This is a genomic window from Alteromonas sp. KUL49, assembly GCF_006538345.1.
Classification (GTDB): domain Bacteria; phylum Pseudomonadota; class Gammaproteobacteria; order Enterobacterales; family Alteromonadaceae; genus Alteromonas.
The window spans coordinates 264,233-281,817 of sequence record NZ_BJKL01000001.1 but is presented as its reverse complement, the minus strand read 5'-3'; the positions used below and the strand labels follow the sequence as shown (position 1 = coordinate 281,817).

15 protein-coding genes are annotated in these 17,585 nt (G+C 45.9%); 7 read left to right on the top strand and 8 right to left on the bottom strand.

Translation table 11 applies throughout. The features are described 5' to 3' along the window. Positions 1–106 precede the first annotated feature (106 nt). Positions 107–1,579 carry a sulfatase gene (locus EYS00_RS01260; RefSeq protein ID WP_242618608.1) on the bottom strand — a complete coding sequence of 491 codons (1,473 nt, stop codon included), beginning with the start codon at positions 1,577–1,579 and terminating at the stop codon, positions 107–109. 157 nt (positions 1,580–1,736) lie between these two features. On the opposite strand from EYS00_RS01260, the gene EYS00_RS01255 reads away from it, so the two are divergent. After that, positions 1,737–2,651: a DUF4861 family protein gene (locus tag EYS00_RS01255; RefSeq protein ID WP_242618607.1), complete on the top strand. Its 915-nt coding sequence runs from the start codon at positions 1,737–1,739 to the stop codon at positions 2,649–2,651. An 83-nt stretch (positions 2,652–2,734) separates the two neighbouring features. Beyond that, positions 2,735–3,049, top strand: a complete 315-nt coding sequence (gene rhaM, locus EYS00_RS01250; RefSeq protein WP_130634758.1) for an L-rhamnose mutarotase — start codon at positions 2,735–2,737, stop codon at positions 3,047–3,049. A gap of 176 nt (positions 3,050–3,225) precedes the next feature. Here the strand turns inward: rhaM and EYS00_RS01245 are convergent, their stop codons facing one another. Beyond that, the gene (locus EYS00_RS01245; RefSeq protein WP_165399277.1) at positions 3,226–6,078 is read right to left on the bottom strand and encodes an alpha-L-rhamnosidase; all 2,853 of its coding nucleotides are present in this window, start codon (positions 6,076–6,078) and stop codon (positions 3,226–3,228) included. 137 nt (positions 6,079–6,215) lie between these two features. Here EYS00_RS01245 and EYS00_RS01240 point away from each other — a divergent pair, with 137 nt between their 5' ends. From EYS00_RS01240 to EYS00_RS01225, 5 genes are read left to right on the top strand one after another with little or no spacing between them, the layout of a single operon-like run. Then, complete coding sequence (locus EYS00_RS01240; RefSeq protein ID WP_130634757.1) at positions 6,216–7,427, top strand: glycoside hydrolase family 105 protein; 1,212 nt, start codon at positions 6,216–6,218, stop codon at positions 7,425–7,427. Positions 7,428–7,429: 2 nt separating this feature from the next. After that, on the top strand, positions 7,430–9,277 hold the full coding sequence (locus EYS00_RS20645; protein ID WP_242618606.1) for a sulfatase-like hydrolase/transferase: 1,848 nt from the start codon (positions 7,430–7,432) through the stop codon (positions 9,275–9,277). Continuing rightward, complete coding sequence (locus EYS00_RS20755) at positions 9,267–9,497, top strand: sulfatase/phosphatase domain-containing protein (RefSeq protein WP_181412785.1); 231 nt, start codon at positions 9,267–9,269, stop codon at positions 9,495–9,497. Before EYS00_RS20645 ends, EYS00_RS20755 begins: the two co-directional genes overlap by 11 nt. A 13-nt stretch (positions 9,498–9,510) precedes the next feature. Further along, positions 9,511–10,065 (top strand): gluconate 2-dehydrogenase subunit 3 family protein, encoded by a 555-nt coding sequence (locus EYS00_RS01230; RefSeq protein WP_130634756.1) that lies wholly within the window; start codon positions 9,511–9,513, stop codon positions 10,063–10,065. A 2-nt stretch (positions 10,066–10,067) separates the two neighbouring features. Continuing rightward, positions 10,068–11,756: a GMC oxidoreductase gene (locus EYS00_RS01225; protein WP_207301671.1), complete on the top strand. Its 1,689-nt coding sequence runs from the start codon at positions 10,068–10,070 to the stop codon at positions 11,754–11,756. A gap of 20 nt (positions 11,757–11,776) precedes the next feature. On the opposite strand, the gene EYS00_RS01220 is transcribed toward EYS00_RS01225, so the two are convergent. From EYS00_RS01220 to EYS00_RS01200, 6 genes are all read right to left on the bottom strand, one after another. Further along, complete coding sequence (locus EYS00_RS01220; protein WP_130634754.1) at positions 11,777–12,355, bottom strand: gluconate 2-dehydrogenase subunit 3 family protein; 579 nt, start codon at positions 12,353–12,355, stop codon at positions 11,777–11,779. Positions 12,356–12,384: 29 nt separating this feature from the next. Further along, entirely contained in the window at positions 12,385–12,816 is a 432-nt protein-coding gene (locus EYS00_RS20750) for a GMC family oxidoreductase (protein ID WP_242618605.1), read from the bottom strand. Positions 12,817–12,890: 74 nt separating this feature from the next. Further along, on the bottom strand, positions 12,891–14,096 hold the full coding sequence (locus EYS00_RS01215; RefSeq protein ID WP_242618604.1) for a GMC family oxidoreductase N-terminal domain-containing protein: 1,206 nt from the start codon (positions 14,094–14,096) through the stop codon (positions 12,891–12,893). An 11-nt stretch (positions 14,097–14,107) separates the two neighbouring features. Further along, on the bottom strand, positions 14,108–14,800 hold the full coding sequence (locus EYS00_RS01210; RefSeq protein ID WP_130634753.1) for a DUF1080 domain-containing protein: 693 nt from the start codon (positions 14,798–14,800) through the stop codon (positions 14,108–14,110). Between the two features lie 50 nt (positions 14,801–14,850). Beyond that, the gene (locus EYS00_RS01205; protein ID WP_242618603.1) at positions 14,851–15,627 is read right to left on the bottom strand and encodes a DUF1080 domain-containing protein; all 777 of its coding nucleotides are present in this window, start codon (positions 15,625–15,627) and stop codon (positions 14,851–14,853) included. 83 nt (positions 15,628–15,710) lie between these two features. Then, complete coding sequence (locus tag EYS00_RS01200; protein WP_242618602.1) at positions 15,711–17,270, bottom strand: sulfatase-like hydrolase/transferase; 1,560 nt, start codon at positions 17,268–17,270, stop codon at positions 15,711–15,713. Between the last annotated feature and the right edge of the window lie 315 nt (positions 17,271–17,585).

Sequence of the window (17,585 nt, the reverse complement as noted above, 5' to 3'; positions counted from 1 at the left end):
CATATCCAGTCAAATATTCCGTAAAAAGCCTTAAAAAGACCAATTTTTAACCATGCTACATAACTGGCCTTACCATCATATATCTATGGTAATACGTCGCTAGTTTTCAATCGGTCTGCTGTGCTCGATCGGTTAATTCAGTAAAGTAATCATTTCCACGGTATTGAGAGACTGAGGACCACTGAGCGTTCTCTGTTGGAAGATAAGCTTGTAACTCCGCTTTTATCTGGAAGTAACTGGGGTCATCGGCAACATTGTCCCATTCATTGGGGTCCCTCTTGTGATCGTAAAGTTCTTCAGAACCATCTTCATAACGAATGTATCGATACTGCTCAGTTTTCACAGCATGATTATTGGGGCCGTAAGTCGTTACCGCGGCGTGTTGCCAAGGCGCGTTCGGGTTATCAATGAGTGGACTGATATCTCGTCCTTGGTTAAGTGGGTTAGGCGGTAAACCACACATTTTGACTAGAGTAGGGTAAAGATCGAGCAGACTCACAGGTCTATTGGTAACTTGCGCCCCGTCTTTCCCCCATTGGGATCTAGGTGGTTGAATGATAAGTGGTGTACGAGAAGCTCTGTCCCATAGGGTCATTTTGGCAAACTTGTCTTTTTCACCAATGTGATAACCGTGATCTCCCCATAAAACCACAGCGGTGTTATCTGCGTACTCACTTTGCTCAAGGGCATCCAAAACCATGCCTACACACGAGTCGACAAACGATACACTGGCCAAATAGCCCTGAATAATGTTTTCGTATTCATTATTCTCAATTGCCCACTGGGTAGTGGGCATCATCGGATGGTCGGTAATTCGTCGTGCAATTTCTGGCACGTCATCGAGATCATTAGCCAAGTATGGAGGGCGTTGAATTGTTTCGATAGGATGCATATCGAACCACTTTTTGGGCACATGCCATGGCACATGAGGTCGCAAGAAACCGCATGCCATGAAGAAAGGTTTATCGTGCTGCTCGTTTAATTTGCCGATCATCCATTTCGCAGAATCATAATCTGGCATTTGCTCATCACGTTCTGGAAATGGTCCCCAATCCGTGCTGGTTTTTGGTTGGTCCCATTTAAAATTCTCTTCTGGGTATGGACCAAAGAGCTTCACTCGACCGCCATAATCATCAAAACTTCCACCAGCAACCTCTTGGTGAAACACCTTGCCCACTGCAGCGGTGTAATATCCATGGGACTTAAAGTACTCGCTTAAAAATATGGATTGAGCAGCTTTATCATTGGCTTGTTTGATATCATCATCGTGAACATGGCCATAAATGCCAGTCGTGGCGGGAGCCAAACCTGTCATTATACTCGCCCGTGAGGGTCCACAAATGGGCGCGGGCGCGTGGGCATTGGTAAATACCGTTGCCTGACTCGCTAGCCTATCTATATTTGGGGTGCGAGCGTTGGGGTGTCCTCCCAGAGAACCTACCCAGTCATTTAAGTCATCCACAATAAGCATAAGAACATTTGGGTATGTCTTTTTTAACTCAGATAGCCAACCAAACTGGTATGCCGCTGCTGCGGCGGCCACACCAGCACCACCCAAAATAAAACTGCGTCGCTTCATCTTATACCTCTGAACACTCAGTAGTAGTGTAGGCGCCAATTTAACAAATCGGCAAACTTAAATTGCATTTCCAGTCACTATAATGCAACATCAATCACAAATACATAGTTTTGAATCATTGCATGCGGCTCGTGGAGCTGAGATTACGGGAAACCCTATGACTAACAACATGAAATTAAAGCAAAAAGTATTAGCGGCCATTCTTGGTTCAGGTGTACTACTCACCGGATGTCAAACTACCGAAGATATGAGTACAACAGCGAGTGCCGAACCATCGATCCCAAGCGTTATGGCGTACGGAAGGTTTGTCCCTGAACGAAGAGACGACTTTGCGTGGGAAAACGACAAGGTGGCATTTCGTGTATATGGTCCAGCGGCGCCGTTAAAGGGTCATTCAAGTGGCGTAGATGCATGGTTTAAACGAGTAGACTATTCAATTATCGACAAGTGGTACAAAGCCCATACAGAAGGGGTTTCTTATCATGAAGATCACGGCGAAGGTTACGACCCATACCACACCGGTATTAGTCGTGGCGTCGGTGGCACTGCCATTTGGGTGGAAGGGAAACCCTATACGGCACACAGCTATAAAACCTATGAAGTACTCGAAAATGGTGGCGAAAAAGTTGTTTTCAGACTGCAGTACGAGTGGTACACACCACTGGGTATCGTTAAAGAAATGAAAACTATTTCCTTACCCCTTGGTACACAGCTTTTCCAAGTAGACTCTGTATTTACACTCGATGGTGAGCCTGCTGCTCTACCCATTGCGATTGGTGTGGCAACACATGATGAAAAAGCTACCGTTGCCTACAATAAAGACACAGGCCGTATATCAGCATGGGAAACTATCGATGATCTAGGTGTGGGTACAGGTGCATTGTTATCGCCAGCCTTAGTCGAAGGCATTGAACATATGCCAAGTGACGTAAAAGACGAAAGTCACATTTGGATGTTCACTACTACCGATGAAAATGGTCACTTGTCGTACAAGGCTGGCTTTGCATGGCAAGGTGCTGGCGAGATAACCACAGATAGCGCTTGGCAGTCTTACCTAGATGGCATGAACTAGTTACAACATTTTCATCAATAAAATTAAAACTATAGCCTGCCCAATCGCAGGCTTTTTTAGACTCAAAATATTGGACGACAACCATGGAAAAAATTGCTTTTGTAATGCAACTTCTGCCCGGTTATGAAGCAGAATACGAAAAACGTCATGACGAGATATGGCCAGAACTGGTGACTGCATTAAAAGAAGCAGGGGTATCCGATTACTCTATATTTCATGAGCCATCATCAAATAAGTTATTTGCCGTACTAAAGCGCACTGACGATCACGGTATGGACAATCTACCACTCACCCCAATCGTTAAAAAATGGTGGGCCTTCATGGCCGACATCATGGAAACAAACGACGATAACTCTCCGATAGTAACCCCTATCAACAAAGTGTTTCATCTAGAGTAGTTTTAACTCTTCCAAATCAATCACTGGCCAAGGGTAATACCAGTTTAGGCCGCGTTGAGAGGGAGCTATGGGTCTTTTACTGCACGCCGTAAACCCATCCATGGGGGCTCGGCTTCGGCATCCATGCCGAAGACGGCTGTAAAAGATCCATTACTCCCTCTCCAATATCAGAAACGTTATTCCGAGATACTGAGAGTGTAGTGCCCTGCGGTGTACCATTTTGGTTCATTACCGTTTACATCAACAAAGCCTTGAGTGTTATTGGGTATTGTGAATTCCCATGTGACTTTTCCAGCTTCGCGACGCCAACGGCTTTCAATGACACCATATCCGGTTTCATATGATACTTTTACCCAGTCTAATCCCGTTACGAATTGAGGCTTTAAATGGAATTGCTGATAGCCTACGGTATCGTCGAAGGGACGAATACCGCCTAAACCTTCATAAAACCAGCCGTCGTAACCACTATGAAATGGGTGATTAAGCGAGAAGCCTGGACCTATTGTGCCATCGGGGTCTTGTTTAGGATCGTAAAAACCTTTGCGTTCCCACAGCGTGGTCGCATTCAACTCTTCAAATAAATATTGATATCCGGGGTAACCTTCTGCTTTAAAAATGTTGAAGGCTGTGTCTGCATACCCGTAGTCACTCAGTGCGCGATAAACGTAAGTTTGCCCCAGTGCGCCCACAGAAGCATGACCGCGCCAGTTATTAACTACATCATCATGAATCGCTTTAGCCACTTTGGGCTTAATCTCGTCTGGTGCTATATCTAGCATAATCGCCAGCGCGTTCGCTGTTTGACTACCATAACTGCTGCTCTGCTGATCAAAAAACTCCACATTGAATTGATTGGCTATGGTGTTAAATAGTGTCGAGAACCGCTCAACGTCATTGGGTTTGTTCAGTACATTCGCTATCTTCGACATGAGGTTGGCGGTATGGGCATAAAAAGCTGAACTCGTTTGTGTAGGCGTTGTATGCTGAGGGCTACAACGACCATTCACTCGAGGCGTACCCGGCGTTACTACTGGATCGCACCAATCGCCATACCCTTTGCGAAGTAAATTGTTTTCTAGCTCTGCTTCGCCCGCATTCATGTATTCCAACATACTCTCGTACTGCTGCTTAAGTAGTTGGATATCACCGTTATGACGGTAGTGCTCCCATGCAATCATTACTTCGGCCGCAGCCCAATCAAAATTGGGTCCATGGGTACGCTTTCCGGGAACAACGGCTGGTGCAATAAAGGCCGCAGTTCTAAAATCGCCAAGGTACTTTGACCAAAAGTTCGTCATATCAAAATTGTAATTACCGGTAATTAGCGCCGCATGAGCATCTCCGGTCCAGCCTGCTCGCTCTCTGATCGGACAATCCATAGGCAGTGCCATGAGGTTGCTTTCATAACCCCATAAAGCAGTGTCGTGAATACGGTTGATTAACGGATCAGAGCTTTCGAACTGCCCCACAGTATCTACATTGCTGCGCACCAAATGTGCTGAAATCGCATCAAGTGGCGGCGCTTCTGATAGACCAGTTACCTCCACATATCGGAAGCCGTGCCACGTAAAACTCGGCGTCCACGTGGTATTAATAGTATCTGACGCTATATATCCGTCAGCTTGCTTCAATAAGGGTGCGCCACCGCCTGATTTCAGGCTCACATTGCCATAAGCATCAACCCACTCACCGTATCTTAAGAACACAGCTTGCTGAGGTGCAAGGCCAAGCTTAGCGATATCGAGCGTTGGAACTCCAGTAAAGTTTTGCCCGAAGTCATATACCCATACCCCTTCTTTAGGGTGAAATATCTCAACAGGGGTTAACTGCTCTTGCGCAGTAATTGGTGGTAGTCGCTGAGGCTCTAGTACCTGGGTAGGCCAGTGTTCTAGTGCTTTGGCATTAACCCAAGTACTTACGTCAATATCAGTGTTGTCGTTCCAGCCTTCTATTTGCTGGTTAGCATCAAAAAGTTCACCAGAGAAAAGCCCTTCTTTGAGCACTGGCGAAGCGTGGGTTAACCATTTATCACTAGTCGCAACCACTTGGGTACTCCCGTCACTATAGGTGAGCTCTAGTTGCGCAATAAAGGTAGGCTGCCCGAATGACAACGAACGGGTACTTGAAGAGCCTGGCGCAGCATCTGGATTATCCCATTTACTAAACGCGATGGCTTCGTCATACCACCCACTCCCTAAGTGCACCGCGATCACGTTAGTCCCTGTCTCCACCAGTTCCACAACATCATCGGTGTTATACAAAATACGTTTGTCAAAGTCTGTTTGCCCAGGGTCCATAATTCGGTCATCGACTTTGCTACCATTGATAAAGATCTCGTAATAACCACCCGCTGTACTATGCAGTCTCGCCTTTACAATTGTGGCTGAGGCGCTTACATCAAACTCATATCTGAATAAACCCGCGGTTGCGCTCGCTTCAAGTTGTTTTAAAACACGCTCTTGTGTGGCTACTTTTGAAGCTGGCAGTTTAGGATTTTCTAAGTCAGCCGCGTAACGCATCCATTGCATAACATCAGGTGTTGTTACCGCTTGCTCCGGCAATGCCACTTGGAGCCACTTTGCCTGCCAATCACTGTGATTGACCAGACCTACTTCCCAGACACCAGTATCACTCCACGGTGTGGGCGTAGCATTTTCACTGCTCCATACTCGCACACGCCAATACGCAGTATCACGAGAAAATAGTGGTTCACCACTATAAGGGACATGAAGTGATTGCTGGCCTTTAATCTTGCCGCTGTCCCACAGATCAGGTGCACCACTCACTAGAAGATCGAGACTTGATGCCACTTGGATCTGATAATGTGACTGAGTAACAAGGTTGGCATGCCACGATAAATTGGGTGTTTCACTGTGCACATTGAGAGGGAATACAACATCTTCTACCCTTAAATTACTGGGCTGCAATACATTATCGACAGATTCGGTAGCCGTGGTACAGGCGAATAGCGTCATAGACAGCACAACCAAGCTAATAAGCTTGCTGAATCTCACTCGCTTTATTTTCATCTTTTATTACACCTTACTAGAACGCAACAGTACTTTACTAAAAAACATAAAATGATTAATCGTGATTGATAGTGACTATATATGACTTTTATTGTATAAGATACAGTTGTTACAAATAAGTAAATGGTTTTCACATTATGAATCTAGTTTTCAAGCGCATCGGTTTTCTTGTGCTTCTCCCCTTTGTACTGTCGGCATGTGTTAGCGATTCCGCATTACAACACAGCAACAGCCAAACCGTATCTGCTAACAATGAGAGTATTCGCGCCATCCAGCTATCTGCTCACGATATCGGTAGTCGCGCAAGTCAGTGGCAAGTCAACCATTTAGATAACTACGATTATTTAGCAGAGCGCTATCGCATTGGCAGTGCTAATCCTAAAGGTTGGATCCAAGCGGCGTTTTACATCGGACTGACGCGCTGGACTGAAACTGTGGAAGATCCAGCGCTACTTGCGCACATTGCACAAATGGCAAAAGCCGAGAACTACGCTCTGCGATTATCTCGAGGAAAACACGCAGACGATCATGCCATAGGACAAACCTACTTGTGGCTTGCTGAGCAAACCGGTGATCACAACACTTATCAGCCTACTCAAGCACTGTTTGACGAGATTCTTGCAAATCCTTCAACAGTCAGTTTAGAGATGGATGAATCGCTGCCAAAGCGTCATGCCTATGAGAGTCCTTGCCAGGACAGGTGGTGTTGGTCAGACGCCTTGTTTATGGCTCCCAGAACTTGGCTTAAATTGGGCAACATCACACAAGACCCTGCTTATTTTGCGTTTGCAGATAGTGAGTTTTGGGCCACGGTAGATTATCTATTTTCAGAAGAATATGGCTTATTCTTCCGCGATAGTCGCTATTTTGAAAAGACCAGCGACAACGGCAAGCCCGTATTTTGGAGCCGAGGTAATGGTTGGGTGTTTGCTGCACTACCGTTAATTATCGACGATCTCCCGCAAGACCACCCATCAAGAGCACGCTATATTGAACTGTATAAGAAAAATGCAGCTGGATTACAACGTATTCAAAACGCCAATGGTTACTGGCCGGCATCGCTACTAGACCCTGACAAGGTAAAAACGCCAGAGGTGAGTGGTACTGGCTTCATCACGTTTGGTTTGGCGTGGGGCGTCAACAATGGCATTTTAACTGAACCTAAATATCGTCAGTCGGTACTCAATGGCTGGAGCGCGATAGAGCGGGCTGTAGAACCTTCGGGACGAGTTAACTGGGTACAGCAGGTAGGAAAATCGCCTGATCCAGTGAGCAAATATGATACCCAATTATACGGTGTAGGGGCTGTACTTCTTGCTGCCTCTGAAATGACAAAATGGGGACAGTAGTTGTGAGTAAATACGTAAAAAACGCCTTTCTCGTTGCATGTACTTTGGGCGTTTTTTCTTGCACCAATACTCCTTCAACCTCGACAGCAACCCTTGCCATCGAGGCTGAAGATTATGCTTCGCAACATCTTTCCGATAAGCGCGCATGGATAACTTTTCCCTCTACTGAATCAATCCAAGACCTCATGGACGCGGATCCTCCTCACCTGGAAGACGCTAGTGGCGGAGCATACATTGAGCTATTGCCAGACACTCGACAAACCCACGACCATGCGCTTGTAAGAGGTGAAAACTTTACGAACGAAGCAGGAGCAATGGCAGTGCTTCATTACCCAGTGTTCTTTGAAAAACCCGGTACCTATTACGTATGGGCCCGAGCTTACAGCACTGGAAGTGAAGACAACGGTCTCCATGTGGGTATCAACGGTAGGTGGCCTGCGTCGGGTCAAAGACTTCAGTTGTGTAAAGGGAAAAAGCAATGGACATGGTCGTCAGCACAGCGAGTAAAAGACAATCATTGTGGTGTGCCGAATACCATTATTCTTGAAGTCCCCTCAGCGGGTGTACACACAGTAATGGTGTCTATGCGTGAAGATGGATTCGAGCTAGACAAGCTACTGCTCACCCAAGACATTAACTATGTACCTCAAGGCCACGATGTTCAGGCCACAAAAGTATTGGCGCAGAATAATACGCAAACATCGCCAATTACTAATGACGATAAATCCCGTCCAAACATATTGTTTATCCTTGCCGATGATCATCGCTGGGACATGCTAGGCAAGTACCATCCTATAGTTAAAACGCCTCAACTTGATGCACTAGCTAACGAGGGAACGGTATTTCGCAACGCTTTTGTCACTACACCTATTTGCGCCTCAAGCCGCGTTAGTATTTTAAGCGGCCTCACCGAACGTACTCACGATTTTACTTTTCAACAACCGTCCACGGGTGTTCAAGAGTCGGCAAACATGTATCCGAACCTATTGAAGAACGCAGGCTATCGCACCGCTTTTGTTGGTAAATACGAGATAAAAATTCAGGGCGACAACAACGAGCGATTCGACTTTTTCAAACCCCTACTGCAAGCAAAAACCGAACAATATGAAGGCAGCACACTGCCGCAAACTTACTATATTGCCGAACTTGCCAAAGACTTTATTGAAGATTCACGTAATGACGAAAAGCCATGGGTAATGGCGGTTAATTTTTGGAACCCTCATGCACACGATATAGATATTGAGGATCAGTACCATTATCCACCCGAATTCGAATCTATGTACACCGACGTAACGATTCCACAAGCGCGGTTATCTGATGATGAAACCTTTAACGCACTGCCCGATTTTTTAAAAGCATCCGCGGGCCGGGTACGCTGGGCATGGCGATATGACACCCCAGAAAAATATCAGCGAATGATTAAGCGTTATTACCGAGCAGTGAGTAGTGTCGATAAAGCCGTAGGAATGATCAGAGAGTCTCTTGCGCAGCAAGGTATGGCTGAAAACACCATCATTATTTATATGGGTGACAATGGCTACAGCCTCAATGAACGTCAACTGGCTGGTAAATGGTTTGGGTGGGACGAGGACCTGCGGGTACCACTCATTATCTACGACCCGAGACAAACGCAGCCAAGAGAAATCACAGATATCGCACTGAACATAGATATCCCTTCTACCATTGTAGATGCTGCCAATCTTACACCGCCTAAAACTTACCAAGGTGAAAGCTTATTCGCGCTATTGGACAATGTTCAACAACAGCAGTGGCGCGATGGTTTTTTTCTTCGAGCATATGTATCAACCGAGCCGAGTATCGATTCCCCCTACCGTGGGAGTGCGAACTGAAAAATGGAAGTACGTTGATTTTTATAAACACGATTACGAGCAACTTTATGACCTCGAAAACGATCCTCAAGAGGCGCGTAATCTAGCTAACGACCCTGCATACGCATCTATTGTCAATGAATTGAGCCAAAAGGTAGACGAATACATTGCGTATTACGAAGCCGCGCGTAGCGAGGAAGTCGCCGAGCGCAACACCTTCATTAACGTTCGACGAGACTAATAAGAGAGCCACAATGGAAAGACGTAGTATTTTGAAGTATGTCGCCGCTATGACAGGTGCTGCAATATGCTCACCTTTATCCGCAGCAAACCTTCTTAACACCCCAACGACAATCACAGGTGTGCCCACATCTAGGCAACACTTCTCATCGGATACCTTGTCACACATCGCGAGTATTATGGATACTATCCTGCCAAAGACCGATACACCATCAGCCACCGACGTTGGCGTGCACATGGTTATGGACGGTATGTTTCACAACGTGTTTGATGACAATTACCAACAGCGCTTTGCAAACAATTATGCGGCCTTCAGAGCATATTTAGACGCTCAAGGGTTTAGCTCACTTTCTGGTGATGAGAAGAAGCAGCTGCTCATTACATTAGAACAACAGAAAACCCCCAGCGACGTCTATAAAGCGTACATTGATGTGAAACAGCAAACTCTTTCTTACTACTTGGCCAACGAAGTAATCGCAGAAAATCACTTAAATTACCTGCCTATTCCTGGCAGGTATGTGCCACGTATATCAGTGTCCGATGTAGGCGGTAAAGCATGGGCGGAGTAAACATGACGAATTCATTTGATGCAATAGTAATAGGCTCTGGAATTTCAGGCGGATATGCCGCCATGGAGCTGTGTAAAAAGGGTTACAAAACGGTCATGATCGAGCGTGGTCGTATGGTAAACCACGGTGACTACCCAACGGCGTTTCTCGACACTTGGGATATGCCAAACCAAGGGCAAATTAGCGAAAAGGAAAAGAAAGAGCGCTACTTCAAACAAAGCCGCCTAACCTGGTGGGCTAAAGAAGAAGTCAAGCACTTCATGAATCGAGATGATGAGTACCCCTACGACGAAGACGCGCCGTTTGCTTGGATCCGCGGACATCATCTAGGTGGGCGTTCAGTGAACTGGGGACGACATTGCCCCCGGTGGAGTGATATTGATTTTGAAGCCAATAAGAAAGAGGGTATAGCGATAGATTGGCCCATCCGCTACGCTGATATTGAGCCTTGGTATGACTACGTAGAGACCTTCGTAGGTATTGCAGGTCAAGCCGAAGGTCTTGAGCAAGCACCCGACGGTCAATTTATCGCACCATTCCCACTCAACCATGTTGAACAAACATTGCGAGAGGCGGTGCGAGAAAAATACCCAAACCGCGTTGTAACACCCTGTCGTACTGCGAACTTGAGCGAATATAATCCAGAGGTTCACAAGGGAACTCGAGGCCCTTGTATGGCACGGAATCGCTGTAAGCGAGGCTGTCCGTTTGGCGCATTTTTTAGTACTCAGTCTGCCACATTGCCAGTGGCCCAAGAGACAGGCAACTTAACAGTAGTATCAGACATGATTGTGATGGAGATCATCTACGATAGTGCAACGGAAAAAGCCTCTGGTGTCCGTGTCAAAGATGCCAATACCGGTGAAATCTCCGAATATCACTCTCGCGTCATCTTTTGTAATGCGAGCACAGTTGGAACCACAGCTATTCTTCTAAATAGCCGTTCAGAGCGCTTCCCTAATGGCTTAGGTAACAGTAGTGGTGAGTTGGGACATAACCTCATGGACCATCACTATGGTATGGGTGCGTCTGGCATACTTGAAGGTTACGATAACGAATACTACCTCGGTCGCAAACCCAAAGGGTTCTTCATACCACCATTTACCAATATAAACGAAGAAACAAAACAAAGTGACTACGTGCGAAACTTCAGCTATCAAGGTGGCGCCTCTCGCGTACGTAACACGCCAGCGGGAGTCATTGGTACAGAACTTAAGGACGCTATTTTTAAACCCGGCAAGTGGCGTATCAACATGGAGTGCTTTGGCGAAATTCTTCCGTATCACGAAAATCGCATGTATTTGAACTTTGATAAACGTGATAAGCATGGCATGCCCATCATAGTATTTGATGCAAAATTACGTGAAAATGAGCTTAAAATGCGGGAACACAGTGTAAAAGCAGCAGTTGAAATGCTAGAAGCTGTTGGTTGTACCGACATTCGCGCGCGAAATAACGAATTTACCATCGGTGCTTGTATCCACGAAATGGGTACCGCGCGAATGGGTAATGACCCTAAAACGTCAGTACTCAACAAGTGGAATCAGCTACACGATGTTGACAATGTATTTGTGACTGACGGCGCTTGCATGACCAGTGCAGGCACACAAAACCCCAGCCTGACCTATATGGCGCTTGCTGCTCGTGCAGTAGATTACGCCGACAAACAAATCAAAGCAGGCAGGCTTTAATCTTGAAGTGTTAGGGTTGACTATAAATAGTCAACCCGTCTTTGAGCATTAAACCTATCGATGTCAGCTTGAGTAACACATCCTCGGTATGCACCCGGCACGAGCATAAAATTGGGGTTAGCCTCTTCCGATGTGTAGTACAAATGAAACACCAATTTTTTCAATTTACGATAGTTCTCTGACAACGCAGTCGCTTTATTAGCAAATGCACGCTCATCTAATGCACTGATTAATGACAATCTATCCCCTTTCGACAACGAGGTATAAGACGCAGAAAATGTATCTTTAGCCACAGACTCAACTTGCTTTATGATAGTTCTGAATTGAGTTCGAGTCTTTTCCACCGCCCACGTTAGCATCATGGCGTCCAGTACAGGTATCACGTGTGCGGAAGTCGCCCCCGGCGTATCCGTTTCTGGAATCATGATTTCTGCAATATCAACCAATGCCGTCATTTCTTGCGCACTAAAAAATTGTCCGTTTTCTGTGACTTTTCTCAATCCATTGCTGACGTCGAGAACCGAGGCAAGCAAGGGCGCAGTCACTACGTACGCCGTCGCACCAATAAATACTCGGCGAGTTATTTGTGTGTGAAGCATAATATGCTCTCCTATTTCAATGGATTAGCTTACAGCTTACCTTCGGTTAGTAGTTGCGCAGCGTAATTGGCCGAGCGCGCAGTAATGGCCATATAGGTCAAACTCGGGTTTTGTGTTGCACAAGAAGACATACACGCACCATCAGTAACAAACAAGTTATCCACGTCATGGGCCTGCGCCCATTTATTGAGTACTGAGGTTTTAGGGTCACTACCCATACACGCGCCCCCCATTTCATGAATGCGATCACCAATTTGAATGTGACCGTCTTCAGGCGTTACATCTAGTTTGATATCAACGCATCCTCCTGCTTCGAGGATTTCCTCAGCATCAATGGCTGCCTGCTTGATCATTTTTCGCTCGTTCTCTTTAATCTCTGCGTCAACATGGAGTAGTGGAATACCCCATTGGTCCTTTTTGGTCGGATGTAGAGACGCTTGATTTTCCCAGTACGGTAGCATTTCTCCGTACATCAGAGTGAGAAAGCGCCATGGCCCAGGTTGCTTGCTCGCTGCTTTGACATCAGCACCAATCCCTACTTTATTTGCTGCTGTGCCCGTGTTCGATCTATGCTGCGCAGTAGCTTGGTAGCCAAAACCACGAATAAAATCGGCATCGTCTTTTTGCTCATGGCGGTAATTGGGAATATAAGTAGCAATAGGACGTCGACCGATAGCGTGAGTATCTTCAAATCCGGGGACTTCGGCATTCGCAATAACGCCCGTAAAGTGGTCCATGATGTAGTGACCCACAGCACCACTGCTATTCGCCAGACCATTGGGAAAAGTTGCAGACTTGGAGTTAAGTAGGATTTGTACTGAGCCCAATGCCAAGGCACACAGAAAACCACTCGGGCTTTATACTGACGTTTCTCTTTGCTGTGAGCATCGATAACCGTCACACCACTCGCTCTACCCGTTGTCTCGTCATAGTCAACAGTTTCGACGATAGCGTCAGTCACCACAGTCAGATTACCCGTGCGCTCTGCCGCAGGTAGGGTTGCAGACAAAGAACTGAAATACCCCCCAAAAGAGCACCCTCGTTTACAGTAGGAACGAGCCTGACATTGAGTTCTTCCTAATGATTGTTGTTCGGGTGTTGGTTCAGTGATATTCGCTGCACGTCCGATAATTAGATGTCTATCGGTATATTTTTTCTTTAAATTGTCTGAAATAAATCGTTCAGCACAGCTCATTTCCCACGGTTTCTGGAATACGCCATCGGGAAGCACGTCTAATCCATCTTTGTTCGCCGACACACCAATAAAAGATTCTACGCGATCATACCAAGGCGCTAAGTCATCATACCCAATGGGCCAAGGTACACCATGACCATCTTTGGCGTTAGCCTCGAAGTCTTTTGGTCCCCAGCGAAGTACTTGTCTGCCCCAGGTAACAGAGCGTCCTCCGAGTTGATAGCTACGAACCCACCGAAAGGGCTTGTCTTCGGGATAAGAAATAGGATGCTCACTTTCATCAGCAAAAAACTGCTGAGTGGCTGGCTTAAAGAAACCTTTATTGATGATATTGCCGTATCGCCCTTCTTCGGCGATACGCTCGGGCACTAGGTTGCGGTTGTCGATCTGCCATGGCGCCTGCATGTCAGTATACTCAGGGCCTCGATGAGTAATGTGACGACCCCGTTCAATCACCAATGTCTTGAAGCCCTTTTCACAAAACTCTTTTGCTGCCCATCCTCCGGTAATACCAGAGCCCACTACAATTACATCGTACTTATCCATCGCTTTAGCCTTTACCACTCGGTAATCGTCAAATTTCGAAACATCACAATATTGTCGGTGACACCCGACGTAACTAACTGCTTACTTCCGTGATGCTGAATACCAATGACCCCCTCACTGTCTCTCGTATCGCGAACATGAGTCGTTAGCACACCATTTACATATATTTTTATATCAGCGCCCAAACATTCGATGCGGATTTGATTCCACTCGAGATGCTTGTATGCAGTCCCCTGAGAATCTCCCCAAGGTGGCAAAAAACTGGTTTTAAAATCGTCGTCCCTATGACTTCTCTCAGGGTGGAGTGGGTATAACCACTTGCGACGCCCTTGATCGAAAAGACCACCTGTCCAACGTCGATCACTAGGGTCTACCTCTGCTTGATAGCCAATGACATAGCTAACATCGAGGTCATCAACAATTTGTCCTCTAAAAATCACGCCAGAATTACTGAACTCTTCTACATCTGGCATTTTCACATCGAGAGTGAGTACAAAATCCTTGTAGCGTTTTTTTGTTGTGAAGAACCAGTTTTTGGTGGATTGCAGATAAACCACTCCGTCCTCAAATTCGGCGCTGCCGTGGTCATAAATGTTCTCAAACTGACTCAGTGTTGGCTCGAAAAGATGTTCTGTATTTTCAGCCGCCTGCACCTCATTAAAAAAGCCGGCAACTACCAATATCAACCACAAACGGTTACTCATCAGAAAACTCAGATTTAGTCGTAGATGCAAAATCATGCTCGATAAATTAGTTATTGAATGACCTTCAGCTCAATAGATTTGAACTGCACGTAACTATTTTCCGCCTGAATAGCTATATAACCCGAACGCATTGCACTGCCTCCGTAATAAGGAGCAAGTTCTTGTGATTTTTCATCCAGCTGAGGGGCGCTATATTCCATGACTAACTCGCCATTTATCCAGTGCTTGATTACCTCATCACCTCGGACTTCTATCTCTACATCAACCCATTGGTCACCGCGGTAGGTTTGCGAGGTCGACTTTATACAGTGTTTGGTGATGAGTTCGCCGTCGATAACAACGTGGGAATTTGGCGTACAAATATTCGCGGTAGGACGAGATTCCGTGTCTTCATTCGCCCCCAAGAGTTGCACTTCAATACTGGCTGGAAATCGTTGTTCGAGGCCCATAGATTCTGGTGGCTGCGCTAGAATCATAAATCCATTGTTTTTCCACGCATTGCGATACCCAGGCAACTGTTGCTCTTGGAATCGGTATGTTGCCCGTAAGCGATAATGTGAGAAAGGTTGCTCGTAGTAGAGATGCCCAAACTCAAAGTTAAACGCGTCGTACTGGTCATAGTTTGTTGCTAGATAGCCATCTTCTACACGAAATGTATTTTTGTAGTTCGTACCTAGGGGATACCCTGCAAACTTCGGCACCCATCCATCGAGAGATTCTCCGTCGAAGAGTGCAATCCACTCGTTCTCTTGAGGTTGGGATACACATGATACACAGCCTATTCCAGCTACAAAACCCAGTGAGATATAACTAGCAACTCTCTTCACAACAAAATCAACCACAAACAATCATTTGCAGTCAATATATATCATTTAATTTCTTAACACCACAGTAACAATCCAGAATAAGATTAATTTTTCACCACTACTGAAGGACTTTCATTAAAACCCAAACGATGTGCCACAGCCGTCACTGACGTTTTACTTGGAACCAAAAAGGGACCGGTGTACAAATGCCACTGTGCTGAATCATCCGAACTCAATTGGTAAGAAATAACCGCGCCCTCGGTATCACTAGAAAGCACAAACTTATTATTCATCGTGCTGAACTCAGGCGTCGCAGTTGTGGGCTTTTCTGGCTGCCCGCCCCACAATGCGTTTATTAAATCAACCTCGGCAGTATTTGGAACATCACCAATGTCCGCAAGCCAACGGTCCATTTCCAGACGAAGTTGGCGCAACTCATCTTGGTATCGTTCTTCACCGGCAAGATTAACAAGTTCATGTGGGTCGTTATGGGTATCAAAAAGCTCCTCCACGGGTTTACTCGTCCGAAACCACTGTGCTTGTTCTGGCGTTAGCCCGTTGCTATCTCGCAGTCTCAGTAGTGCTTGCATCGTAGGGATCCTCTCACGATATACCACAGGTAAATAGTAACCCTGCTCAGGCCGATAGTTTCGAATGTACTTAAATCTCTCGTTCTTCACCGCTCTTATCACGTCGGTAAAACCATCAAATCGGTCTGCCGCTGCATGAATGTATTCTCTCTTTTCTGTATCAATCGCCAAAAAATCCTGACCATGCATGTGCGGTGGTGCGTCGATGCCCGCCATGCCTAGTGTGGTTGGTGCAAAATCAACGAAGCTAATCAATTGGTCGTCTGTACTTCCCCCTCGCCGCGCATTGGGAAAACGAATAATAAATGGAACCTGAAGCCCGCTATCGTAAATGAGTCGTTTTTGACGAGGCAGGGGACCGCCATGGTCAGAATAGAAAACGACAATGGTAGAATCATACAAATTGTCATCAATAAGCTGTTGAATAATCGCACCAATTTGACGATCTGTTTCGACCAAATTGTTATACATTTTCCACAGGTCATATTGTACTTCAGGGGTATCTGGAAGATATGGAGGAACTTTGAAAACCGTATCAATTGGTAGGTGTATAGGCGTGTCGATGACACTGGTTTTCTGAGCATGATGCTGTGGAAGTTGGGCGATACGCGCAGCATCATCAGAAAAGTAGTGTCTCGACTCTATATGTCTTATTCCATACGGCTCAAACAAACCTGACTCATGGGTTGTTGTAAAATTGAACACCGCGTAGAAAGGTTGGCCAGCAGGTCTATTACGCCAGTGGGCAAAAACACTACTCTCGTTCCAAGCGGCCTTAGGTGGTAAAAACTGATAATCAGTTTTTACATTGTTAGTGGTGTAATAGCCCGCCTCGCGCAAGTACTGACTCAGTATTTTCGCGTGTGCTGGCGGTACCGCTTCATAAGCAGGTAACCCAGTATCTTGGGTATTTGATGACGTACGCATATGGTTAGCACCCACGGCTGAGGGATACATTCCTAGCGTAATTGCAGCTCGACTCGGAGCACAAACACCGGATGTGGAATAAACGTTGGTGTAAGTAACCCCCCTCTTTGGCCAATCTATCAATGTTTGGTGTGTCCACCGTGTCATCACCATATGCAGCAATGATTGGACTCATGTCTTCTACGACAAGCCAGAGAATATTAGGTCGAGTGTCTGTATGAGGTGTACTCGCTGTCTGTGCAGATGTCGAATTACAGTAGCTCAGTGTGGCAAACGCTATTATACCCCAAAGTAAATGAGCTTTTATTGTTAACGTCACTGACAAAATCCCCTTAGTTCATATTCAAATTTGTATTTTCCAGCTCGCACTTTAGCTTGGTTACTTCAATGAGTATGTGAACATTATTTAGTAAAGCTTGATCCTTTGCTAACAAAAAATTATCATTTTCAATCAAATCCAAC